The organism is Rhizobium brockwellii, from assembly GCF_000769405.2.
Classification (GTDB): Bacteria; Pseudomonadota; Alphaproteobacteria; order Rhizobiales; family Rhizobiaceae; genus Rhizobium; species Rhizobium brockwellii.
Genome location: NZ_CP053439.1, coordinates 828,206 through 849,398, shown reverse-complemented (window position 1 = coordinate 849,398; position 21,193 = coordinate 828,206). Strand labels below are relative to the sequence as shown.

The following is a 21,193-nucleotide window of genomic DNA, read 5'->3' as shown; positions in this document are numbered from 1 at the left end:
TTCAATGCCACGCGACCACTCATAGGGAAAACGATGCCAGACGCACCTGAAAATGAAGCCCTTTTCAACATCACCGGGCACTACGTACAGGAATTGAAGACCGTTCTCGAAAGCGAGAAGATTATCGAAGGCTCCGACTACGAAAACAGCGCTTTCGACGAAAAACGACGGAACGAAGGACTTCACCTGCTGCGCTTCCACAAGACCGGCATCGCAGCGCAGGCGACGCAGATCTGGGAAAAACACAAGACGGCCCGAGCGCATCGATAAAACAGCACGAAGCCAATTCTTCGACCGATGCCGGCTTGAGAGCGCCGATCCTCGGTCGGGAGCCAATTGAGCATGATGCCGAAAAGTGGGAGCGGTTTTCGGACGACACCATGCTCTAATTATAGAGTTTAGAACAGGATTCAGATTTTAGGCCGGTCCGGCCTAAATCATCCTGTTCCAGTGCTGAAGCGCTGCGACATGACCCGATGTCCGGCGCAACATTGCCTTGAAAGGAAAAATCATGACCAACGAAACAACCAAAAAGGCCCAGCCCGCCAAAGCGGCGGTGGCTGACGCGCCCTACGACGTCATCTATTTCGCCAAGAAACACCGCATTTCCAACGAGGATGCCAAGGACATCATCGAAAAGCACGGCGCCAATCGCAAAGAGGCGGACAAGGCGGGCCGGCGTATCAGCGTCTAGGGCAGAAAATAGCCTCGCAGGCGTTCAAATCCTAAAGTCTTTATTTGATGCATGTCGTTGTCCCAAAACCGCTGTACGGTTTTGGGCGAGATGCATTAGCCGTGGCTGGCTTTGCATCCTGCTAGCGATGCCACGATGCAACATCGGCGGACGAATTAACCCTACTGGCTTACCTTAATATCAGCATGCACTTGAATACGTCAGCTCCTATGCCATCGTAGCGTCACGATAACACTTCTGGTTCGTGAAGCAGCTCACCGGAACCGTGCCCGCCTTTCCCTGGAGAGGCCGGCTTGCCTTCATTGGGCCCGAGCTAGATCGAATGGAGGGTATGCCATGAGCAACGTCTTGGAATTTCGTCCAAAATGCCCGCATGTCGAAAGCCTGTCCGACTGCCGGGAAGCGCTTGAACCGGCTGTGATGAAAATCGTCAGCGACGCCATCGGCAGGGGATACACGGCCGCGGAAGCCGCCATGGTGGTTGCCGATATCGCCGATGACTACATCCTCATGCTGTCGCGGCAACCGCGGCATTGATCCGTTTTGCGGGCGCGCGGCTGTGCCTTCTTGAGCCATCGCGGGGGCTGAGCTCGGCGCGGGTCGCTGCGTCTTTGCAGAGGAACTTCGAACAGACTAGGTGACGGCCGACAAAATGGCTTCGCCTGCTGCCAAGAGCCGGGATCAGGCCCTTCCGTGAGACGCCTTGCATCAGTGGATCGCGCAGCAACTGCAGGGGTAGCAGTGGGGTACAGGAGACAAGACCTGCCGCGCGATCCGCCGGCAAAACCCCTGATATTGACGGAAGTTCCCGGCAGAGATACGGCACCGCGACCCCGCAAAATCCACCTGGGGATCATCGACAACCTGCCCGGGCACATTGCGACCGTCACACCGAGAAGCTCCCGCCCGGCGAAAACCGACAGGCACATCACAACGCCAATGAAAAACCCCGCCGGAGCAGGGCTTTCAGCAGGTCCAAGTGGGGCAAGCCGAACATTCGGCCCGCGTTTTAAACAAGATCGATCATTTCAAAATCCGGCAAAAGCACCTCTTTCGCGAGCGTTCACGGCGCCTCTCTGTTCCGCTCAATCTTTGAATCATTGCCGTAATGTGGCGTGTAGTGATCACTTGCGACGTGCCCCCTCTCCACCTAACGCCATCTTGGTTGGCGCGGCGGAGCATTGGCCTGGATTTCATGGAGCGGCGCCCGCGACCCGAGAAGTTTCTTCAGCTTCTTCTCCTCCGCCGGGCCGATCCCAAACTTGCGGCAATGTTCGGCAACATCGTGCTCTCGCGGACCGGGAATGCGAACTTGACGATTGCTCGTGGTCTTCATGTCTGTTTCCTCCTGAGAGGAAAACCAGCAGGCCGCCGATTTGTTCGCTAGTGAATTCTAAATTTAATTTGCTTCGCGTGCATTTCCGCTCAGAACAATAAAGGCTTGCTCGGCCAGCATGCCGGTTGTGGCGACCGGCCTTGACTCGCCTCGGATACCCAGAACATAATCAGAACACCTAATATGCGGAGTGGAGTTCTGGATGTGCGGCCGCGTCTATATCAAGACCTCGCTTGAGGAGCTGGTGCGCAATTTCGCCTTTGCGGAGCGAGGCGCGATCGATGCGCTCGGGAACCGATTTCCGCGCTACAACGGCGCGCCGACGCTGGATTATCCAATCATCATTCGCGACATGGTCCGCGAGCCGGATATCATGGGCCCGGTCTTTGCGTCGGCCCGCTGGGGCCTGATGCCATCATGGGCCAAGCCGGGCGGCCGACCACCACCGAGCAACGCGCGTTGCGAGGGCATCGCTACCAACGGCCTGTTTCGATCGGCATACAGATCGCGGCGATGCCTGGTGCCGATCAACGGCTTCTTTGAGTGGAAGGACATCTTCGGCTCGGGCAAGAACAAGCAGCCCTATGCGATCGCCATGGCTGATGGATCACCCTTCGCGCTTGCCGGCATCTGGGAAATATGGAGCGATGCTAGCGGCGTCGAGATTCGAAACTTCGCGATCGTGACCTGTGCGCCAAATTCAATGATGGCGACGATCCATGACCGGATGCCGGTCATCCTGCACCGCGAAGATTATGAGCGCTGGTTATCGCCGGAGCCCGATCCGAATGACCTGATGAAGCCGTTCCCGGCCGAGTTGATGACCATGTGGCCGATCGGCAAAGATGTCGGAAATTCGCGGAACGATCGTCCCGACATCATCGATCCGATCGATCCCGATCCGGAGCCGACACTGATATAAACCCGGCTCGGGCGGAGCCAACTCAAAGCAGTCGCGGTCAGAAAGGCCCCATCACGCGGGGAATGCGACATATGTGGAAAATGTGGGAGGCCGTCAGCCATCGTAAACTGAAATATAAATGGCGGCACGCATGGAAAGGGAAACCAGGCGACGATTTCGTGGCCTTCAATGGCGACCAGCAGATAGGAAGGATCTTTCAGATCCATGAGCCCGGCTTGACCGACAGGTGGTTCTGGATCGTGATGGCGGATGGAGGCCCACGGCTGGATTGGCCGGTGGCCGGATTCGAGGAAACGGCTTACATCGCCTCGCGACGCCTGGAGATGGTCTACGAAAACATCAAGTCGGGAAAACAAAGGATGGTCTCTTGAGGACATCGGTAAGCAGCAGCGCCGGTGGACAAGACACAGACGCACCGGCCACCCATCAATTGATCTTCAACCAATGCCGAATCGCCGCCACCGCGCCATCGCTCGCATAGGCAATGGTGCCGCCGATCGTCAGGCCAGCGAAGGCGATGAGCCCCGATATCCCGTAGCCGATCGTCTTCATGCGTTTCCACTCTTCAAGCGCCGGCGCGACCGCCTCCTGGTTCTTCTCGACGGTCTCCTTGAGGGTTCTGAATTCCTCGCGGATTAACGCATCCGCGCCGCCGCTGATTGCCACCCTGGTATCGAGACGGGCGATCTGCCTGGCCTGCTCGTCGAGCCGCTTGTGGATCACGGCACTGAAGTCATGGGCGTTGGCCTTTTCGTCGCTGACCTCGTTGCGCAGAAGCGCGACGTTGTCCTCGATGCCTGCCAGCCTGCCCTCGACGCGCCCGAGCGCGCGCAGGATATCGTCATTCGATGTCATCTCTATCGGTGCTCGCCTAGGGGTAAAATTTCAGCTTTTCGGATTGCGGCAAGCGGCTGACAAATCGCAGGATCCCTTGCAGCACCGGATGGACGTAAGACGAAACGTCGAGGTTCATGCCGTGGGCGAGCAGCGCCGCATTGTCCTGGACATTGGTGGCAAAGACTTCAATGACCTTATAGTCCGCCGTCCCATCGCCATTGTCGACGCGGTCGTAGGTCGTTCTCGATGTCCAAAGACCAGGCTGATATTCGAACATGATGCGAGTGCCGTTCGGAACCGAAGCCGGCAGCCTGATCGTGTCCCACGTCGTCACGCCGTCCTGATTTCCGGGATGCCCGACGACGTTTCCGAGCGGAAACATTTCAGCGGCCGGCGACTTCGTCGGATCAGTGTCCGCAGTGAAGGCAAGCAACTGATCGATCACCTTGGCGTAACGAGAACTTGCCTTGATGGTGTTGTTCACCGTCGCCAAGGTGGTTGTCCATAAGGCGGGAACGGTATAGCCGGCGACCGTCCGGCCGCTGTCCGACGAAGCGGTCATGGTCGGAATTATTGTAACGCCGACGACATGGATGCCCGCCCCATAGCGCGTCTTGACGCGGTCGACCAAGCCAAGCTTGGCGTTCGACCATGTGCTTGACGTGGCGCTGTTATCGTTGCGGCCGGACTGGTCGAGAACGAACGTCCAGATATTCTTGCCGCCATTGTATGTGTCCCGAATCGCATCGATCATGGCCCAGCGCTTGGTTGCCGACGTCGCCAGTTCCTGCACCGACTTCGAGCCGGGGACGCCCATGACGAGGGGGATGATACTGCCCCATAGCGGATCTCGCACATCAAGCCAGCGCAGCCACATGCCCATGTTGCGCCTGGCATCGGCCGTGGCGGCAATCTCCTGACGCTCGATGAGGCTGTCGGACAGGACCATCGGAACCGGCCGGCCGTCCCACCCCTTGGCCAGGACCATTGCAGGGCCATAGGCAAGAGGCTGCGAGTTGTTCTCATTGCCGACCGTATTATAGAACGTATCGCGGGCTGGCGTGCTCGCCCCGTTCGCCAGGGCCAGCGCCCGAATGGACGTCAGATCGGCGGCGGCCCAATATTTTTCGCCCCGATGGCGCTGGCAGCGATAGCCGCCAATATAGGTCTGCCCGATCGTACCGTGCCACACCGTTCGGATGCCGAAGACGGACCATGCCGGCAGGGCGCTTGGCAGCGTCACCTGCCCGTAAACAATGCCGGTCGACGCCGCGACGGTCGCGGCCGCGTTGCCGCCGAAGAGCACCGGGTATTCCGTGCCGTTCGGATGGATGAAAAACACCTCATCGATCGCAATATCGGCATTCGGCAAGATCGTCTCTTGCGGCGCAAGGCCGCCCTCCGTGCAGCCAAAACCCACAAAGGGAATCAGGAAATCGTTGGTTTCGTAATCAGGTGAGCCGAAGAACAGCTTCGAACATTGATAGTTCAGGTCGGCCGCGTAGGTCTGCGTGAAACCCGCCGGCCAGCGGGTGCCCGTGGCGGCCGGCATATAGCGGTTGGCATCCGGCACCCATGGCGGGGGCGCCAGGTCAGCTGCACCCATCGGGCTCGTCAGGGCTAGCGAAATGGCGTTCATCATCGGCGTGTTCCGTATCTGCTGGTGAGGTCGTCGTAGAATTGGATGGTGCGCCCCTGGCGGGCATTGGCGCGGTCGAGCGCCTGGCGCTCGCGGGCGAGGATGGCGATGACAGGCTCGCCCTCAACGACAGGCGCATGCGCTTCCTGCCGGCGGAGATCATCCGGCAACGGCGGCAGGACGATGCCGGCCGCCGCCTGCCCCTTCGTCACCGCCGCCTTGTTCAAGCGTTCAGTGGCGGAGCAGCCACTGACGATCAGCAGCAGTGACAGCGCAAGCGCGGTTCTTTTGCGAAAGCTGAAGCTCATAGGATTGGATCTCGATCTCGAGTGTGTCTCTGGCGGCCCGCTCGGCCGCTTCCGCGGCTGCGAGGCGCTTGCGATGCTCTTCGGTGGCTTGTGACGCCGCGTTGCGCTGGCGCTCCATCTCGGCGGCCTGGGCCTCGGCTGCGCTCTTCTGGGCAACGAGGACATAGCCGGCGCGCGCCTGCCTTGCCGCCGAGGGATAGCCGATCGAGACGGCATAGAGGTGATAGAGCATCAGGCCGGCGGCGATGCCGGCGCCCAGCTTGAGCGTGTCGAGGAGGCCGAACATCAGATGCCCTCGAGGCAGAACTGGCGTTCTTTCTGCCGGCGCCTGACAAGGCCGGGAAAAACCATGCCGGCGGCGCGGTTCCACTTCAACAGCGCCTCGCAGCCCTCGGCCGTCCTGCCCTGGTTGATGAGCCTGACCGCGCTAGAACCGCAGGCCGCCTTGACGCCGACATTATAGGCAAAGGAGGTCAGCGCCACGAAACGCGCATCCGGCAAGGGCACGCGTACGCAGCTTTCGATGCCCCCGGCATAGGTCTTGAGCTCCAGCGCCAACAGCGCCCTGCACTGCTCCACCGTCTTGCGGTCTCCCGGCTTCACGCCATTGGTGCTGCCATAGCAGATCGTCCACGGCTTCCCCTGCGTCGCCGGATCGGGATAGGCATTCTGGCGCAATCCCTCGAACGATCCCACGAGCGCCACGGCCATGGCCGCGGCGGCACTACCCTTCTGCAGGCGGTTTGCCATTCAGGTCTCCTGAGATTTTCTGCTGAACGAAGATGCGGGCGATGATCGCCGCAACGGCCAAGAGGCCGGTGATCGCCGACATGGCGAGCTGGATGTAGATGTTGCGCGACACCCAGGTGGCGGCGACGAAGGTGTAGACGGGCTCAAGGATGATGAAGAGCAGCGCCAGTGCCATCAAACGGATGGACCAGGCGTGCTTCAGCACTGCGCGCCAGTTGGAGACGAGCATGGGGTGGGCTCCGGAATTTAGATGTGGCGAAGCACCCGGTTCCTGAGCAGAGACGGGGTGCGGGCTGAAATTTCAATGACGCTTGGTCGTGTCCCGTCGAACGAAAAGAGACGCTAAATGCCGTTGATTGCGAGTCTTGAACGAATGGCGGTCACCATCCACGAGGCCGGGCGCAAGGAGCCAAACCTAAAACGCGTGACGCGACTGTATGGATAAAACCTAGGCAGCGTATGTTGCTCACAAGACAAAGCGGGACGCGGTACGTCTCAAATTCGACCCCGCCTACAATCCGGATCCGGTTTAGGTGCGGTATTTGACGACTTTCGCCGGCGAGCCAACGGCGATCGCATAGTCGGGAATATCGGCCGTGACGACGGAATTTGCTCCGATCACGGCACCGGTCCCGATCGTGACGTTCATCAGTATTTTGGCACCCGCACCAATCCAGACATCATCACCAATTTCGACAAAGCCGATTTCGGCCTTCTGAAGCCTGATCGGTACGTTTCGCCTCATGCCGTGGCCGTGATCGATGATCTGGACATCAGAACCGATCAGCACATCATTGCCTATGGATATGCGATTTTTGGCAGTGATGATGTTGCGGCGGCCGATGACGGTGTTGTTTCCAATGAACACCTTCGGCTCAGGCATCGTGAGTTGGAAGAACGAATAGTCTTGGATCGTGACATTGCTGCCGACCTCAAGAACGGCGTGCTTCACCATCCGGAACTCGGCGCTGAGCTTGACAACCAGGTTCGAGCCGGCGCGGCTAAAGTAGCGAAATCGCTTGTAGGCGCTAACGAGACGCTGAAGAATTCCTCCGCGATTCCGGTACGACGCTTTATCGGCTGCCATGATTTCCTCCGAGTTCGGAGGTCATTAGCTCACGCCGTCAGTTATTGCCAGAGATCGCGTGTGCAAATCCCCCGCTAGAAGCTCGGGGCGAGGTTGGTAAACGGGTTGCTTAGGTACTAGTTTGCGTGGGTTAGCCCAGCTTGAGCACCGTTGCCGCCAATTCCCTGAGGAGCAGCGACGAGGTCGCGATTCCAGTCAAATTCGATGCCGACTGCTAAATAAATATTAGTACCGATAGGTACACTAATTGTTGTCTGTTGCTAAAGTTTTCGCTTCACGGTTACTTCGCGAGATGCGATCACTTCCGAGTTCAAACAGAATCGAAGGCCTTGATACCGTCAGAGCAATTGCCGCTCTGTCTGTTGTATTCGCGCATTTGCTTGGCCCTTCAATGCCTGGTATTTCACGCTACATCTTCACGGGCCACCCTGCCGTGATCGCTTTCTTTGTGATCTCAGGATTTTGCATCCACTTCCCGTTCCGAGCGGCGGAATTGTCTACTGTAATCTTTCTGAAGAGGCGGTACGTCCGGATCATGATTCCAACCGCCGTGGCGCTCATTCTCGCGCAGTGGGTCGGCATCCGCGCCTATAATCCGTTGGACGGCTATATCTTGTGGTCCGTGGTTTGCGAGGTCATTTACTATTCGCTCTATCCGCTGTTCCTTCCCGTTTCGCGGAAAGTTGGGTGGCCGGCGATGATCGCCGTCTCCGTCATCGTCTCCTACGCCATCGTTATCGGTTTAGGCTCTGATGAATATGGCAGTGCGCAGAAATACGGGCCATCTTTGAACTGGCTCGTTTCCCTGCCCGCGTGGCTCATGGGTTGCTATCTGGCGCAGACATATCGACGCGGCGTGTTTGTTGGCAACGTCTGGCTTTGGAGGGTCGCTACGGCAGCTACTGCATCCATCCTCTATTGGGCGACCATCAATACCCCTGCCGGCTTTTACCTGACGATGGTTCCCTTCGGGGTGCTGGCTTGTGGATGGATCATTTCGGAGACTTCGAACGCCGAGCGCGGCAACGCTGTTGCGGTTCTGGAGAAAGTGGGAGAGGCCTGTTTCTCCATTTACCTGATGCATGTCATTGCTGCGACAGCAATTGAGCGATTAGGAGTTGCCAGCCCGGTCCTTGTTTGTGCTGGCTCCCTTCTGATGATCGCCCCATTCTACTACTTCGTGGAAAAGCCCGCTCACGAACTTTCCCGGAGTATCGGAAGGCGATCGATCGCTAAGACGCTCAATTCACCGTAAGCTATAATTGCGCTGCGACTGCGAAAAAGTCGTCGATCTGTTTGCACTATCGCCCGGTCGGGAAGCAAAAGGCATTATGCGCTCCTCCCGCACGGGAAATAGAAACCGTCGGCCCACACCCAGATATTGCCAACAGCTCCTGCGACCTGTCTGACTTGCTTGCTCGTGTTCGTCCAAACATCTTGGGTCCCTACGGCAAAGCCGCTTGCAACCTGGACGGCGCCTACGTTGCCACCATCGCCAGAGATGCCAGCAACAAGAATTCCCTGCGCCGGATCGTGGATCAGCACAGCATTGGTCGTCGCGGTCGATGTGAATTCAAACCGCAGCTTCGCCTTGACCTTCACCCCATTTGGCACTGTCAGCGCCAGGAGTGTCGAAGTCGTAGAGATAGCGGCGTTGATAGCGTCCCTCGCCGGCGTCACGAAGGTGTATTCGTCACGCGGATACAGCACAAACGGCCGAATGTTTGAACTTCCGTCCGTCAGCACCACGCCGATGCATTTGACGATGGTATAGCCGGTGAGCAGCGCCGTGTTGACTCCGGCGATCGTCGCTGAGGTCGACAGCACGATATCGAACGTCAAATCGTCATCCTTGCGCAGCGCATATGCGAAATAGGTTGCGTTCGCCGCGACCGAACCGGTGTCCAGACCACCGGCGCCGGTGCCGGCGGCGAATGTCCCGTTTGTCCGCTTTGTGATCGACGACGGGTTCGAGACGAAACTCGAGCCCAAACGAGCGGAGCCGGCGCCAAAATCGATATGAGTGTTCGGACTGCCGCTGTTGTTCGAAAGGATAAGCCCGACGACGAAATCGCCTACAGCGGCGCTGTCGGCTTTGCTCGCTATCCTGGCGAAGAGTTTGTTGGTGAAGAAAGCGGCACCGGAACAGATGATTTCGACGCTGTAGCCATTTTTAATGACAAGCGTTGCCGCGCCGTCGATCGTCTCCGCGCCATTCGGATCGATCGTCACATCGCCGCCATCGGCAATGACGGCATAGTGCCAGTTCGCGCCGAGCGTTGCGGCTGCGGTCAGGGTGAGCGTCGCTGCCGCGGTGAAGCGATGGATAGCGTTATCGTCGGACGCAAGCGCCGTGTAATCGCCTGACTTCGCCGCGTAGACCGTAGCCTTGTCGAAGGCGACGTCGACGCCGTTCTGGGTGAACCCCAGCAACCCACCACCCTTCAGATAGAGACCGGTCTGCGGCGTCGAGGCGAAGCCGATGCCCGGCGCGGATACCGTTCCGCCTGCCGCCTTGAGGGGTGCGACCATCGGCGCCGAGCCGTCGCGCGGCAGCGAGTTGGTGATTTCGTTGCCGAGGTCGGTGGTCAGTGCGTTCCATGGCACGGGGTCGATGACCTGGCCGACAGAGGGTGTCGTTCCGGCGGGCTTGGAATAGACGCCGGTGGATGGATTTCTGGGCATTGACCTTCTCCAAAAGAAAAAGCCCCGCGGGTTGCGAGGCCTGGATCGAGTAGTGTCGACTACGGCGAGCAGATCGATCGCGATCCAATCGGACCACCGCCGTTGCTGCCCTCGGAAGCCTGGATCGGGCTACCAGAGGCCACTTTGCTGCCGAGCCAGCAGAGCGCGGACGAGTGCGTCCGCTTTCCCGGCAGCCTGTGACGCCGCCGGCCCGCGACCTTGGTTCATCGTCTCCTGCCGGCCGCGAGGCCCCGGCCCCGGCGTCGGAATCGGTAGATTGTCAGGCAGAGCGAACGGATCGGCGCCGCCCTCCGTCTGGTACTGCGGCATAAAGCTCCTGGCTGTGGCCAGACGATCGGCGACCTCCTTGTTCCCCGGCTCATCGTAACCGTCAAATTGCCAGGCTCTGTTCATGAGGCGCTGCGCCTCTTCCAGCGATTGAGCGGCATTCAGCCTGGCGATCAGCCGGGGGTCCTCCTGCAGGAAGAACTCGGCCTGCGTCTGTGGACTGATCGCGCCCACATCTTCGCCCTTCTGAGCCGCAAAGTTATAGAGCTTCTGCAGGCGAGTATTACGCCACGACATGATGCCGCCCGAGGTGCCCGGCTTTCCGCTTCCGCTCGGGTCGGACCAGGAGCTGTTGGCTCTTTTGGTCGAGAACTGGCTTTCGGACTGGCCCGTCGAGGCGATGGCCGCCAGACCATAAGGGTTGGTCACCTGGATGGTCGATCCATCCCGCTGCTTATAGCCGTTCTTCACCGTGTCCATGAAGCCGTTGAAGACATCGGCGTCGACGGGTTGCTGGCTGGGGGTGCCCCTTGTCGCCTGCCGGTCGCGGCGGCTGGGTCTCGGTGTGGGAATGGGCACGTTGCCGGGCGGAGCGAAGGGATCGTCGCCGGGCTGCGTGGGCGCCGTCGCGGGCTGCTGGCGGCGCTCATCCGTCGTCATCTGCGGATCGGGATATTCCGGCCTCGGGGTGGGAACGGGCACGCTGGCAACTGCATCCTTGGACTGTGCAGCGATTGCCGCTTCAATCATGCTGTCCGGATAAAGAGCACCCGATGTTCCCTGCTCCTGAGTGATGAGGGCGCGAACAAACTTCTTTGCCATTGCGGGGTCGGTCAGCCGGAGATCGTCGTCAGGGTCGATGCCCATCGATCGCGCAATGTTGGCAGCCGCCGTGAAAGACTTAGGCGTCCATCCGCTGGCTCCAGCGATCATCTGATTCGGGGTCAGCATGCCTTTTCGATACTTCCTCATGATCTGCCAGACATTGTGCCGCATGCCCGCCTCCGGCGTGGCATAGACGACCTGCGGATCGCCCTGGTCGGTGTTCTCGGAAGGGCCGATGATTCCTGGCCCATGCTGCCCGACATATTTGAGATTGGCGGGATTGTTGTTGCGCATGCCGGCCGGCAGGTTGGCGCTACGAACAGGATCGGACAGAATCGTTTGAAGCTCTGCCCCGTCGTTTGCGGATCCGGCGCCGCCGCCACCAGGAACCGGCGCCGCGGGCTGTTGGCGGCGTTCGTCCGTCGTCACCTGCGGGTCGCGATATCCAGGTCTCGGCGAAGGAATGGGGCCGTTGTCAGGCAGCGGAGCGAAGCTCTCGTCGCCCGGCTGATCGGCCGCCATCGGCTGCTCGCGGCGATAGTCGGTCGTGACCATCGGATCGCGATAGGGGCGCGGCGTCGGAATGGGCGGGTTGGCAGGCGGCGCGACGGGATCGCCGAAGTGCTCCAACGGAAACTGCGGCGGCTGACCGCCCGCCATAGGCTGTTGTCGGCGATCACCCGTCGTGACCATCGGGTCGCGATAGGGCCTCGGCGTCGGAATGGGTCCGTTGTCGGGCAGCGGCGCGAAGAGACCGGCGCCCGGCTGGGCGGCCGGGCCCATGGGCTGTCCGCCGCGATCGTCCGTCGTCATCAGCAGGTCGAGATTGGGTCTTTCCGGCGGAACGGGCCCGTTGTCGGGCAGCGGCGCGAAGGGAAAGTCGCCTGGTTCGCCAGCCGGCGCCCCGCTACCGTCGCCGCTTGCCTGCTGCTCCTGCCGGCGGATCGCCAGTCCGCCCATCAGTGCCTGGACAAGACGCGCAGCCCCTTGCCAGGGGGATTGTACGGGACCCGACTCCATGCCCTGCTCCAGCATAGCTTGGGCCAACCGCTTGCGCTGGTCGCTAATCTCGCCCTGTGTCTTGCCGGTATTGCCGCCTGATATGAATGACTTTAATGACATGAGCCCACTGCCCTTTCGTAATCGACGCGGTCGAAACCGTCTGTTCGAACACCGCGTTCGGATGAATCTTGCGCACATCGTCGGACATCCGGCCGATATTGGTCGAGCCGCCGTCCTTGTGCCTGAAGGCGTCGGCCAGCAGACCGTTGTTCAGCGGGCCGACGCGCCTGATGCCTTGCTTCAGCCGCCGGTCCGGCCCACCGGTCCGCTGCCGAAGAGCAACGACAGGAAGCCGGGAGAGGCCGGCGCTGATGGGGAAGGCTGGCCTGTCAAAGCGGCGGTCCCTGCGGCGCCACCCGCCTGCTGCTCCTGCCGCTGCTGGCGGATCGCCAAACCGCCGAGCCCGCCCTCTGCAAGCCGCGCGACCCCTTCCCAAGGAGACTGGATCGGGCTCGCATCCATGCCTTGCTGCAGCATGGCGTAGGCCAGCCGCTTGCGCTGGTCGCTAATGTCGCCCTGTGTCTTGCCGGTATCGCCGCCAAATATGAATCCCATCAGCCCACCGCCCTTCCGTAATCGACGCGGTCGAAACCGTCTGCGTGTTCGAACACCGCGTCCGGATGCATCGTGCGCACATCGTCGGACATCAGGCCGATCTGGGTCGGGCCGCCTTCCTTGTAGCGGAAGGCGTAGACCGGCAGGCCGTTGTCGAGCATCCCGACGCGCCTGATGTCTTCCTTCAGCCGCCGGTCGGACTTCGCCCAGCCGCCGAGCAGCGAGCCGCCGAGGCCGAAGAGGCCGCCCATCGCCGCGTTCGACTGTGCGACCTGCCGGTCGTAGAGGCCCATCTGCTGATTGTAGTTCTCGTTGATCAGCCCGGCCTGGTCGACGGTCGGCAGTTGCGTCGTCGGCGTGTTGACATAGCTTGGCTGGTGGACCTGCGATCCCGACATCAGCGCGGAAATCTCGTTCAGCGGCTGGTTTCGCTCGGTCAGGATCGAGTTCTGGGCATTCGAATACATGTCGCCGAGATACTGGTCGGATGCGGCCTGCTTGCGCGTCGAAAAATCGCGCAGCGCATTGTCATAGGCGGCCGAGCCCATCGAGATGCCCTTGTCGGCAAGGCTCTGATCGAGGCTCGCCTGATCGCGATCCCACTGGTTGTTGAAGCCGGACTGCCAGTGATCGTTGACATATTTGTCGACATTGCCGGCGCTGAGATCGACATTGGTGCCGAGCACGCCCGAGATCTTGCCGGTCTGGTCGTTGGCAAGCTTGGCAAGGCCGAGCTGCGTCTGCTGCGTCTGGTCGTAGATCGCCTGGTTCTCGGGCGAATAGGTCTGATAGGCCGAATAGGTCGGCAGCTGATAGGTCTTGCCGGTCTGGTCGGTCATCGTCTGGTAGCCGCTGACCTTGTATTCCAGCGAACCGTCAGGCGTGTACTGGTTGGTGTGGCTCAGCCCCGCATTGGCGATGGCGGTGTCGACGTTGGTGGCCGTCTGCGCCGCTGCGGTTTGTGTCGGATCAGGCGCCTTTGGGGCCTTCGGCGTGGAGACCATAGGGAAAATCCTCTTTCATGATTGCGTAAAGCAGCGCGTCGCAGTCGCCGAAATAGGCCTGCTGGCAGCCTTCCAGGCGGGCGCCGAGCCGCATGAGAACCCGTTGGGATTCGGCATTGTCGGCGCGGGTTCTTGCGGTTGCGCGGCGGCAGCCGAGTTGGTGCACGACATAGCGAAAGACCGATCGCATCAGCGTCAGCGTCAGCCGATCGGCGGCGAGCGAGACCTCGACATCATGCTCGGTCCAGACGTTGAAGACGAAGCCGGCGATGATCCGGCCGCGGTCGATATGGGCGAGCGTGGTGTAAGGCGGGTGAAAGGCCACGCCGATCCTGTTGCCGACCCAGGCCGCGATCTCCTCGCGCGGTTCGGAGACGATCAAATCGGCGTGCCTTTTTCGTAAAGCACCGAGCCGCCGACCACGGCCGCCTCAGAGACCGAGCCGGACGAGCCGGAGATCAGTGCACGGATCGTCGGCGCCAAGGCCGAGCCCGCGCCGCCGGCCGAGGCGAATTTGCGGACAAGCGAAATGCCGGGGAATTTCGCGACACCCCAGACCGCCGTTCCCCACTTCGCCGCCGCATTGTTCTCGATCGATGACAGAAGTGCGTTGGGAATCTTGGTCTGGTAGTCGACCGAGATCCCCGCATACATCAGCGTGGAAACCCCGATCTGCGCCGTCACCCCGATCAGCTTCGAGAGCTTGGTCGAGAGCCCGTCGCCATAGCGGCTCCAGGCGCCGACCATCAGCGCATCGATCGCCACGCCATTGTCGTTGGCGCCGACCTCGGCCTCATAAACCGTGCCGTCGCCCGCGCCGAAGAACAGCCGGTCCTGCCATGTCGTCCAGCAGGAGGCGGGCATGCCGACGAAGCGGCACCAGGCCCCGGTTTCGGTGTTCATCACATATTGATAGGGACCGAAGGAGGACGGCAGGTTGACGATCGCCATCTGCCGCGCCGGGAAGCTCGAAAGCTGCCACTCCTCAGAGGTCGTGCCGGTCGCCGCAACGGTCTCGCGCCAGGTCGGGCCGATCTTGGCGGTGATCGCCCCGAGACTGGTGGCACCGCGGTCGAGCTGCACGGCCTTGGTGATCGGCACGATGCCGTCCGTCGTCATGATCGCGAGATCAGCGCCGACCGACAGCAGGCATCGATCGGTGCCGAGCGGCCGGCCGAGCTTGAAGGTGCCGATCAGCCCCCAATTGGAAGCACTCGAGGGATCCGAACCCTGGAAGACGATCACCTCGCCTTCCGAGGAGATCAGCACCAGGCACTGCTGCAGGACTGTCGAAACAGGGATGGTCCAGACATTGATCGCAATCAGCGTGCCGCCATATTTCATGTTGCCGCCGACCGGCAGCACCGTCGCCGCGCCGCTGACGGCGTCGGTGGCGAGATACCAGACATTGGTCGAATTCTTCTCGATGAACCACAGACGCGAGCGATAGGCGGTGACGGCGATCAGCAGCGATGCGTCCGGAATGCCTGATATCATCGTCGAGGGAACGTAAGGTGTGGCGACCGCGCCCGTCTCAAGCTGCGCATTGGTGACCGTTCCTGAGACAGTGACGACAAGCGTGCCGGCCGCCGGCGTGAAGGTCAGCGACACCCGGTTGGCGACGCCCGTGCCGTTCAGCGTGCCGGTGAAGGCGCCGGAAAGGGTGACGGAGCCGGTGCCGAAGAAACTCAGCGTATAGGCCGTGTTCCTGATGGCAACATTCTGGGTGGCGAGCGTTGCGGTGCCCACCAGAAAGTTATTCGTCCAGGCAGTGCCGTTGAAGAGCAGCGGCGTGTCGAGGCCGTTGACGAGGCGCAGAAACTCCTGGCCGGCCGGGTTGGTATATTGCTGCACCGACCAATGGGCGCTTGCCATGCCGGAGACGACGGGCGCACCGACGGCGCCGCCCGCCGTCACGTCGAAGATTTTGTCCCCGGCGGCGGCAAACAGCCGGTTGCCGACGCCGGAATAGGGAATGACCGTCTGCACGTCGGCGCCAAGCCCGGTGGCGAAGGCGAGGAATCCATAGCGGGCGCGCACCCGGTTTGCCTCGGGAAAGAAGTTGTCGAGCTGAAAGGCCGCATCGGCGGGCATATCCGCCATCTCGACATCGGTTCGCCAGCCGCCGATCGGCGCGATCCAGTCTTTGCTGGGCGAAACGCGGCGGGTGCGCCCGTTTTGAGGGACAGGTTTGCGGGTCATGGATTTTGGACCGTGATGGTGCCGGGCCAATAATTCTCGGGCGCCTGGCCCCTGCCCGGCAGCGAGAGGTCGACGGGCGCTGCCGCCCGATCGGCGCCGATCGCGGCTTCCTTGGATCGCTCGAAGCTGGCGATCTCCTCGCCATAGTCGAGGCCCTTGGCCCGCTTCCAGCGCCAGATCAGCGAGAGCTCGAGAAGGTCTTCAGGGAAACGGGCGGTATCGGTGTCGCCGGCCCAATTGGCGGCATAGGTCGCCTCGCCATTCAGCGCCACCCAGAAGCCGGAAATATACTCGTAAGCCATCGTCTCGCCTGCAGCATTCGGGTGGATGTCAAGCTTGCCGCCGGCCATGCGCCAGATCTGCGGCACCGGGTTCGAATTGAGGATGATATTGCGCTGCCACGTCTGCGGCTCCACCGGGCCATTGAGCTGCCAGAGGCGCGAGGCGTTCCAGATCTTCGAATTGGCGGCGAAACGGTCCCAGTCGGCGGGCGGCTCGGCCGGCTCGGGGTTGGCGCCGGTCGTTACGAATTGCCGCTGCACCATCAGCGCCGACCAGTCGTGCTCACGCATCAGGTCGCGCCCGGCGCGGGTGGAAAGGATGCGCAGCTGCATGATCTGCGGATCCGCCGAGGACATGACGGCCGTCGGCGGATCGAGGTCGATTTCCGCGCAGACATTCTGAATGATAGTCAAGAGCGACATGCGCGGGATCTCCGGTTCAAGCAGCGACGCGGCCGCGGGACTTGGCGCCGGCTTGGCATTCGTTTTCGAGCGCCTCGAAGCGCGAGGCCATCTCCCTCATCTGCTCCTGCAGGCGCGTCACCTCGTCCTTCAGCCGTTCGTTTTCGGCGGCAAAGGCCGAGGCGGCACTCGAGTTCTCAGCGGTTGCCAGATAGGCCCGGGCGGCAGCGACGAGCTCGTTCGCTCCCATGCCGATCTTCTGCTTGACGGTGTCGGAGAGGGCTGCGAGCTGCTCGACGGTGTAGATGTTGACCGCCTCCAGCTCCTTGATCTGGCTGGGTTTCAGATAGGGCCATTGCGCCAGGGGCGTGCCGGTCAGCTGCTCGCGGGCGGCGGCGCCTTCCTTGAAGCGCTTATAGGCTTGGGAAAAGCGCTGTTTGTCGTTGTCGGTCACCTCGCGATAGACTTCGGTGTGCTTGTCGCCGGAGATGAAGATGCGGACGAATTCCTTGTCGGCGAAAATCGGCCGACCTTCCTTCTCCGTCAAAAAGGTCTGCTCGACCGGTTCGAGGCTGAAGGAGGCATAAATTCCGGTGTTGCTGTCGGACATTGTGTTTGTCTCGCTGTTGATGGCGGGGGAAAGGAAGCGGGCGTCGAAGCGCCTCGGGCGTGATTGTTCACAAACGATACTCGGCGTCGTTCTCGACGCATGAGATCGCCGACTGCCCCTCATCCGGCTGCCGCCACCTTCTCCCCGCAGGCGGGGAGAAGGGGATATGCCGCGCCGGCTTCGTCAATCTCGACGTTGCGTTTGGCACGTCCCCTCTCCCCGTTTTTACGGGGGTCCGGAGGACGGGTCGAGACGAGTGGCTCGACCCGGGTAGCGTTAGGGTGAGGGGCAGCCATCGGCACGAACTGGATGAGGGGCAGTCACGCATAGAGAGGTTGCCGAAACGGGCGCCGAAGCGCCCGTCGATGTTAGTTCACCTTCGACAGGAACGGACGCATCAGCGTTGCCTCGAGCACACCCGTCGCGGTGATGGTGATGCCGGTGCCGTTGGCGGTGGCGTTGGCCGAGAGGGTGATGCTCTGGATGACGCCGTTCGGGTTGTAGGTGATGCCCGAGATGGTGCTTCCGCCTGATATGCCGGTGCCGGAAACGGCCGCGCCGATGAACGGGCCGGAACCGGCATTCAGCCCGGAAAGGCTCGTCAGCAGGTTGGAGCCGTTGACGGTGGTTGCCGTGAACGTCTGGTTGGCCGCCGCAAAGTTGACGTTGGCGATGGCCTTGGTGGTTGCCGTGGCGGATGCCGGGGCGCTCGCCTGGCCTGCCGTGGTCGTGGTTTCGGCAACGACAAGGGCCGCCGTTGCGGTTGCAACCAATGCCGGCGCCTGGCCATTGCGCTGCAGCCAGACATAATAGGTGCCGGGTGCAAGCGTGATAGCACCGACCGGGCCGCCGGTCAGCGTCGGCGGCTGGGCGGCACCGGAGAAGACGCCGCAGCGCTGGCCGACGACGGCAGCCGCCGTGGTTAGCAGCGAGGCGACATAATCCCGGGTCCACTGGAACCACTGGCCGGGCTGAAGGGTCGTCTGCGAGGCCAGCACCAGCTGGCAATAGACCCATTCGGATTCGCGGTCCCCGCCGGCGACAGCGCCGAGGGAGAAGTTCGGGCCCGGAATACCGGAGCCGGAAACGATCGGGCCTTCGACGACGAACGGGTTCGCGCCAAGACGATCGGACTGGATTGTTGCGACCGACATTTGCTTTTCCTTTCGTTGACGATCAGGCGAACAACACGCCCTGCAGGAAGGCGTTGTTCATGGTGAGGTTGCCGGCAAAGCCCATCAGTTGCACGAAGGCATCCTGGTTGGTGTTCATGCGCTCGTCGCCGATCGGGGCCATGTCGCGGTCGCGGTGCGGGCGATAGAACAGGTACTTGGTGTTCAGGAAGAACATCTGGTTGAGAGGCGCACCGCCGCCGAAGCCGCCGTCGAAGATCACGTCGGCGCCCATGTATTGCAGCGACTGGAAGCCGGCCATGCCCTTGTCCGCCGAGGTGATGCGCTGGATCGCCTGCAGCGATTCCCAGTAGAGGCGGAAGAAGTTGTTGTCGGCGACGACAAGATCGGGCGCGTCGGAGCCGCGAACGCAGGACATATAGAGCCGGTTCATGTAGCTCTGGATGTTGGCATTCGAGGCGGCGGCACCGCCATCGGCCGAGGCCGAGAATTTCTGGTTGCGCCAGAAACCCCAGGTGGCGCGCGAGATGCCGCCGACGGTGCCTGATGTCGGCGAGGTCGAGACCAGTAGCTGCAGGCCGCCGATCTGACGCCCGCCATCGGCCGTGCCATCGGAATAGCAGTCGAGCGCGATGTTGTTCTTCAGCGTCGTTTCGGCGTTTTCGATGCGCTGCTCAAGCAGATCGAGGATCGCATCCTCGCCGGAATTCTGCAGCTGTTCGAGGCCCGACATCGAGACGGCCACCGCCGCCTGCTTGAGGTCGTATTCGGCAGCGGTGATGACGTCGGAGGGCTGGACGTTCAGGATATCGTAGCCGGAATAGCGCTTGAAGCTGCCATTTTCTTGATATTGCAGTTCCTGCACGATGGTGCGGCCGCCGGAGATGGGCTTCTTGCGGCCGCGGCTGTTCAGACGGGTGAGAAGACCATTGTTCTTCGTCACGTCGTCGGCGACCGTGCCGCTGCGGTTGCGCAGCGTCGTGGTCACGATTTCAGAAAGGTTGGGCGAAATGGGCATTGATCATTCCTTTGATCAGACTTGACCGCGCGAAAAACGCATGGCGTCGCGCAGCGAGTCTCGGATTGAGGTGGGCTGGCCTCTTGCCGCATCGCGGGTCGGCCCCGGCGCGGAAGATCCAGAGATGGATCGCGAGGCGCGGCGGGCTTGATCTGCCGCTGCTGCCCTCTGGGCTTGCTGTTCTCGGACGGGCGCCTGCGCAGTCTGGTTGATCAACTGCTGGCGAATGTCCGGGCGCATCCAGCATGCGGCGTCGTAGGCGTCCTGGAGTGACGTTGCCCGCCCTGCATTGATAAGGGCGATCATGTCATCAAGCACATCATCGGCGTGCGCGTTTGCCGGGTCGGAAAGGAAGGCATCGACTTGAGTTTCGGTGTCCCTTTTCCGCAAAACATGTTCGACCGTCGCCTCGACGTTGACGTGTCGAGGCTGCGGTCCTCCTTGCTGTAGTCCGGGCTGTGGTCCGGCCTGCTGCGAACTCCGCTGCAGGACCTGATCCGTCTGGCCATTGACCAGGGCATGAAGATTGACGCCTGCCATCCTGGCGACGTGAACGACGGTGTTGACGGGATTGTGGATGAGCGCCTTTTCCCAGTCGATCGCCCGGCGCATGACATCGGCATGGGTCATGCCGGCCTGGCGGATGAGCGGCGTGAACTCCTCGAGCCCCTTGTAATCCTGGAGAACGCGGAAGCCGTTATCGACCTCCTGTTCCCGCTTGGTGATGGCCGCCTGCACTTCTCCGGGAAGGCTTGCAAATTGCGCCTTGGCTTCCGTCGACCAGCCGGGCGGAACCCGGCTGCCGATGCCTGCCGGCTGTTCCCGGGTCTGCATCTGGGTCTGTGCTTGGGGCGTCTGCTGAGCGGCGTTTGCCGCGGGCGCCTGCCCTGCCCTCGCCGCTGTGGCGGCCTGCTCCTGCCCCTTGGCCAGGAAGCGGCCGTTTTCCCCGTCGCGCGGCTGGCCGGTAATATCGCCCGGTCCATTGCCTTCGACGGTGTCGATCGCTGCCTTCAGGCTGTCGCGGATGCTGACTGGCCTGTCATTCAGGGGCTTGTCGTCGAACGCGCCAAAATCTTCGCTTCCGTTGCCGGCCTCGTTCAGGTCTTCCATGTCCATGTCGGAAACTTCCTTTGTCGGGGGTTGATGCCCGTTAGAGCAATTCCAGGAAAAGTGCGAAGCGGTTTTCCGTCCGGAATTGCGTAAAAACAAAAGTTTAGAGCCTTTCCTGGGCTCTAAGCGTTGTATTCGGCGTGAACTCGCCGCAGCTCCTTGCGGATCGCCTTTCGATCCGTCTTCGGCTTTTCGATCGGCTGCGGCTTTTCGTTGCCGATCTCGACCACGCCGGCTGCCCGGTAGGCGGAGCGCAGCTTGGCTTTCGAGGTGTAATGCCTGCCGTCATGCATCGACTGGATATCGATGCTGTCGCTGACGAAATGCGGCGCTGGCAGATCGGACTGCGCCTGGCTCTTTACCGGCATGCAGTTGTGCGGCCATTTGTCGAGCTGGTGCCAGCCGCCGCAGACGCGGCAATAGCGTTCTCTCATGCTTTCACTCC

Annotated in this window: 26 protein-coding genes and 1 pseudogene; 6 read left to right on the top strand and 21 right to left on the bottom strand. The window is 61.4% G+C overall.

Going from position 1 to position 21,193, the window contains the following annotated elements:
• The first annotated feature begins 33 nt into the window (after positions 1 to 33).
• The 3 genes from RLCC275e_RS04320 to RLCC275e_RS04310 all read left to right on the top strand — a co-directional run bounded on the left by RLCC275e_RS04320 (position 34) and on the right by RLCC275e_RS04310 (position 1,231).
• Positions 34 to 270 (top strand): hypothetical protein, encoded by a 237-nt coding sequence (locus RLCC275e_RS04320; RefSeq protein ID WP_003557523.1) that lies wholly within the window; start codon positions 34 to 36, stop codon positions 268 to 270.
• A gap of 241 nt (positions 271 to 511) precedes the next feature.
• Positions 512 to 694 (top strand): DUF3606 domain-containing protein, encoded by a 183-nt coding sequence (locus RLCC275e_RS04315; protein ID WP_003557521.1) that lies wholly within the window; start codon positions 512 to 514, stop codon positions 692 to 694.
• A gap of 336 nt (positions 695 to 1,030) precedes the next feature.
• Positions 1,031 to 1,231: a hypothetical protein gene (locus RLCC275e_RS04310; RefSeq protein ID WP_003557519.1), complete on the top strand. Its 201-nt coding sequence runs from the start codon at positions 1,031 to 1,033 to the stop codon at positions 1,229 to 1,231.
• A 613-nt stretch (positions 1,232 to 1,844) separates the two neighbouring features.
• On the opposite strand, the gene RLCC275e_RS04305 is transcribed toward RLCC275e_RS04310, so the two are convergent.
• Positions 1,845 to 2,030 (bottom strand): hypothetical protein, encoded by a 186-nt coding sequence (locus RLCC275e_RS04305; protein ID WP_033182874.1) that lies wholly within the window; start codon positions 2,028 to 2,030, stop codon positions 1,845 to 1,847.
• 202 nt (positions 2,031 to 2,232) lie between these two features.
• Here RLCC275e_RS04305 and RLCC275e_RS04300 point away from each other — a divergent pair, with 202 nt between their 5' ends.
• Positions 2,233 to 2,952 carry an SOS response-associated peptidase gene (locus tag RLCC275e_RS04300; RefSeq protein WP_033182873.1) on the top strand — a complete coding sequence of 240 codons (720 nt, stop codon included), beginning with the start codon at positions 2,233 to 2,235 and terminating at the stop codon, positions 2,950 to 2,952.
• Positions 2,953 to 3,023: 71 nt separating this feature from the next.
• A complete protein-coding gene (locus RLCC275e_RS04295) occupies positions 3,024 to 3,323 on the top strand; it encodes a hypothetical protein (RefSeq protein WP_245483449.1) in 300 nt (99 codons plus the stop codon).
• A gap of 55 nt (positions 3,324 to 3,378) precedes the next feature.
• On the opposite strand, the gene RLCC275e_RS04290 is transcribed toward RLCC275e_RS04295, so the two are convergent.
• The 7 genes from RLCC275e_RS04290 to RLCC275e_RS04260 form a co-directional block, all read right to left on the bottom strand.
• The gene (locus RLCC275e_RS04290) at positions 3,379 to 3,807 is read right to left on the bottom strand and encodes a Rossmann-fold NAD(P)-binding domain-containing protein (protein ID WP_033182871.1); all 429 of its coding nucleotides are present in this window, start codon (positions 3,805 to 3,807) and stop codon (positions 3,379 to 3,381) included.
• A 16-nt stretch (positions 3,808 to 3,823) separates the two neighbouring features.
• Complete coding sequence (locus RLCC275e_RS04285; protein ID WP_033182870.1) at positions 3,824 to 5,431, bottom strand: hypothetical protein; 1,608 nt, start codon at positions 5,429 to 5,431, stop codon at positions 3,824 to 3,826.
• Positions 5,428 to 5,640 carry a hypothetical protein gene (locus RLCC275e_RS04280; RefSeq protein WP_033182962.1) on the bottom strand — a complete coding sequence of 71 codons (213 nt, stop codon included), beginning with the start codon at positions 5,638 to 5,640 and terminating at the stop codon, positions 5,428 to 5,430. Before RLCC275e_RS04280 ends, RLCC275e_RS04285 begins: the two co-directional genes overlap by 4 nt.
• Positions 5,641 to 5,659: 19 nt before the next feature.
• Positions 5,660 to 6,022, bottom strand: coding sequence for a hypothetical protein (locus tag RLCC275e_RS04275; protein WP_033182869.1), 363 nt, complete (start codon positions 6,020 to 6,022; stop codon positions 5,660 to 5,662).
• The gene (locus RLCC275e_RS04270; RefSeq protein ID WP_033182868.1) at positions 6,022 to 6,486 is read right to left on the bottom strand and encodes a lysozyme; all 465 of its coding nucleotides are present in this window, start codon (positions 6,484 to 6,486) and stop codon (positions 6,022 to 6,024) included. The genes RLCC275e_RS04275 and RLCC275e_RS04270 overlap by 1 nt, the downstream gene beginning before the upstream one ends.
• Positions 6,461 to 6,715: a DUF7940 domain-containing protein gene (locus tag RLCC275e_RS04265; protein ID WP_033182867.1), complete on the bottom strand. Its 255-nt coding sequence runs from the start codon at positions 6,713 to 6,715 to the stop codon at positions 6,461 to 6,463. Before RLCC275e_RS04265 ends, RLCC275e_RS04270 begins: the two co-directional genes overlap by 26 nt.
• Before the next feature lie 300 nt (positions 6,716 to 7,015).
• Positions 7,016 to 7,573, bottom strand: coding sequence for an acyltransferase (locus RLCC275e_RS04260; RefSeq protein WP_033182866.1), 558 nt, complete (start codon positions 7,571 to 7,573; stop codon positions 7,016 to 7,018).
• Positions 7,574 to 7,865: 292 nt separating this feature from the next.
• On the opposite strand from RLCC275e_RS04260, the gene RLCC275e_RS04255 reads away from it, so the two are divergent.
• The gene (locus tag RLCC275e_RS04255; protein ID WP_033182865.1) at positions 7,866 to 8,828 is read left to right on the top strand and encodes an acyltransferase family protein; all 963 of its coding nucleotides are present in this window, start codon (positions 7,866 to 7,868) and stop codon (positions 8,826 to 8,828) included.
• A gap of 74 nt (positions 8,829 to 8,902) precedes the next feature.
• On the opposite strand, the gene RLCC275e_RS04250 is transcribed toward RLCC275e_RS04255, so the two are convergent.
• The 13 genes and pseudogenes from RLCC275e_RS04250 to RLCC275e_RS04195 form a co-directional block, all read right to left on the bottom strand.
• Positions 8,903 to 10,258 carry a hypothetical protein gene (locus RLCC275e_RS04250; RefSeq protein WP_033182864.1) on the bottom strand — a complete coding sequence of 452 codons (1,356 nt, stop codon included), beginning with the start codon at positions 10,256 to 10,258 and terminating at the stop codon, positions 8,903 to 8,905.
• A 129-nt stretch (positions 10,259 to 10,387) separates the two neighbouring features.
• Complete coding sequence (locus RLCC275e_RS04245; protein ID WP_171816963.1) at positions 10,388 to 12,493, bottom strand: phage tail tip lysozyme; 2,106 nt, start codon at positions 12,491 to 12,493, stop codon at positions 10,388 to 10,390.
• Positions 12,484 to 12,686, bottom strand: a pseudogene (locus RLCC275e_RS34180) (tail fiber domain-containing protein); the annotation flags it as partial. The pseudogene RLCC275e_RS34180 and the gene RLCC275e_RS04245, both read right to left, overlap by 10 nt.
• Positions 12,674 to 12,988 carry a hypothetical protein gene (locus tag RLCC275e_RS04240; protein WP_082229823.1) on the bottom strand — a complete coding sequence of 105 codons (315 nt, stop codon included), beginning with the start codon at positions 12,986 to 12,988 and terminating at the stop codon, positions 12,674 to 12,676. The pseudogene RLCC275e_RS34180 and the gene RLCC275e_RS04240, both read right to left, overlap by 13 nt.
• Positions 12,988 to 13,992, bottom strand: coding sequence for a tail fiber domain-containing protein (locus RLCC275e_RS04235; RefSeq protein ID WP_033182862.1), 1,005 nt, complete (start codon positions 13,990 to 13,992; stop codon positions 12,988 to 12,990). Before RLCC275e_RS04235 ends, RLCC275e_RS04240 begins: the two co-directional genes overlap by 1 nt.
• Positions 13,958 to 14,374 (bottom strand): GNAT family N-acetyltransferase, encoded by a 417-nt coding sequence (locus RLCC275e_RS04230; RefSeq protein WP_033182861.1) that lies wholly within the window; start codon positions 14,372 to 14,374, stop codon positions 13,958 to 13,960. Before RLCC275e_RS04230 ends, RLCC275e_RS04235 begins: the two co-directional genes overlap by 35 nt.
• Positions 14,371 to 16,194 carry a hypothetical protein gene (locus tag RLCC275e_RS04225; protein WP_033182860.1) on the bottom strand — a complete coding sequence of 608 codons (1,824 nt, stop codon included), beginning with the start codon at positions 16,192 to 16,194 and terminating at the stop codon, positions 14,371 to 14,373. The genes RLCC275e_RS04230 and RLCC275e_RS04225 overlap by 4 nt, the downstream gene beginning before the upstream one ends.
• A complete protein-coding gene (locus RLCC275e_RS04220) occupies positions 16,191 to 16,898 on the bottom strand; it encodes a phage adaptor protein (protein WP_033182859.1) in 708 nt (235 codons plus the stop codon). The genes RLCC275e_RS04225 and RLCC275e_RS04220 overlap by 4 nt, the downstream gene beginning before the upstream one ends.
• A gap of 16 nt (positions 16,899 to 16,914) precedes the next feature.
• Positions 16,915 to 17,487 (bottom strand): hypothetical protein, encoded by a 573-nt coding sequence (locus tag RLCC275e_RS04215; RefSeq protein WP_130707370.1) that lies wholly within the window; start codon positions 17,485 to 17,487, stop codon positions 16,915 to 16,917.
• 368 nt (positions 17,488 to 17,855) lie between these two features.
• Positions 17,856 to 18,641, bottom strand: a complete 786-nt coding sequence (locus tag RLCC275e_RS04210; protein WP_033182857.1) for a hypothetical protein — start codon at positions 18,639 to 18,641, stop codon at positions 17,856 to 17,858.
• 22 nt (positions 18,642 to 18,663) lie between these two features.
• A complete protein-coding gene (locus tag RLCC275e_RS04205) occupies positions 18,664 to 19,638 on the bottom strand; it encodes a phage major capsid protein (RefSeq protein ID WP_033182856.1) in 975 nt (324 codons plus the stop codon).
• Positions 19,639 to 19,653: 15 nt separating this feature from the next.
• A complete protein-coding gene (locus RLCC275e_RS04200) occupies positions 19,654 to 20,754 on the bottom strand; it encodes a hypothetical protein (RefSeq protein WP_033182855.1) in 1,101 nt (366 codons plus the stop codon).
• A 116-nt stretch (positions 20,755 to 20,870) separates the two neighbouring features.
• Positions 20,871 to 21,182, bottom strand: a complete 312-nt coding sequence (locus tag RLCC275e_RS04195; protein WP_033182854.1) for a hypothetical protein — start codon at positions 21,180 to 21,182, stop codon at positions 20,871 to 20,873.
• Positions 21,183 to 21,193: the final 11 nt, after the last annotated feature.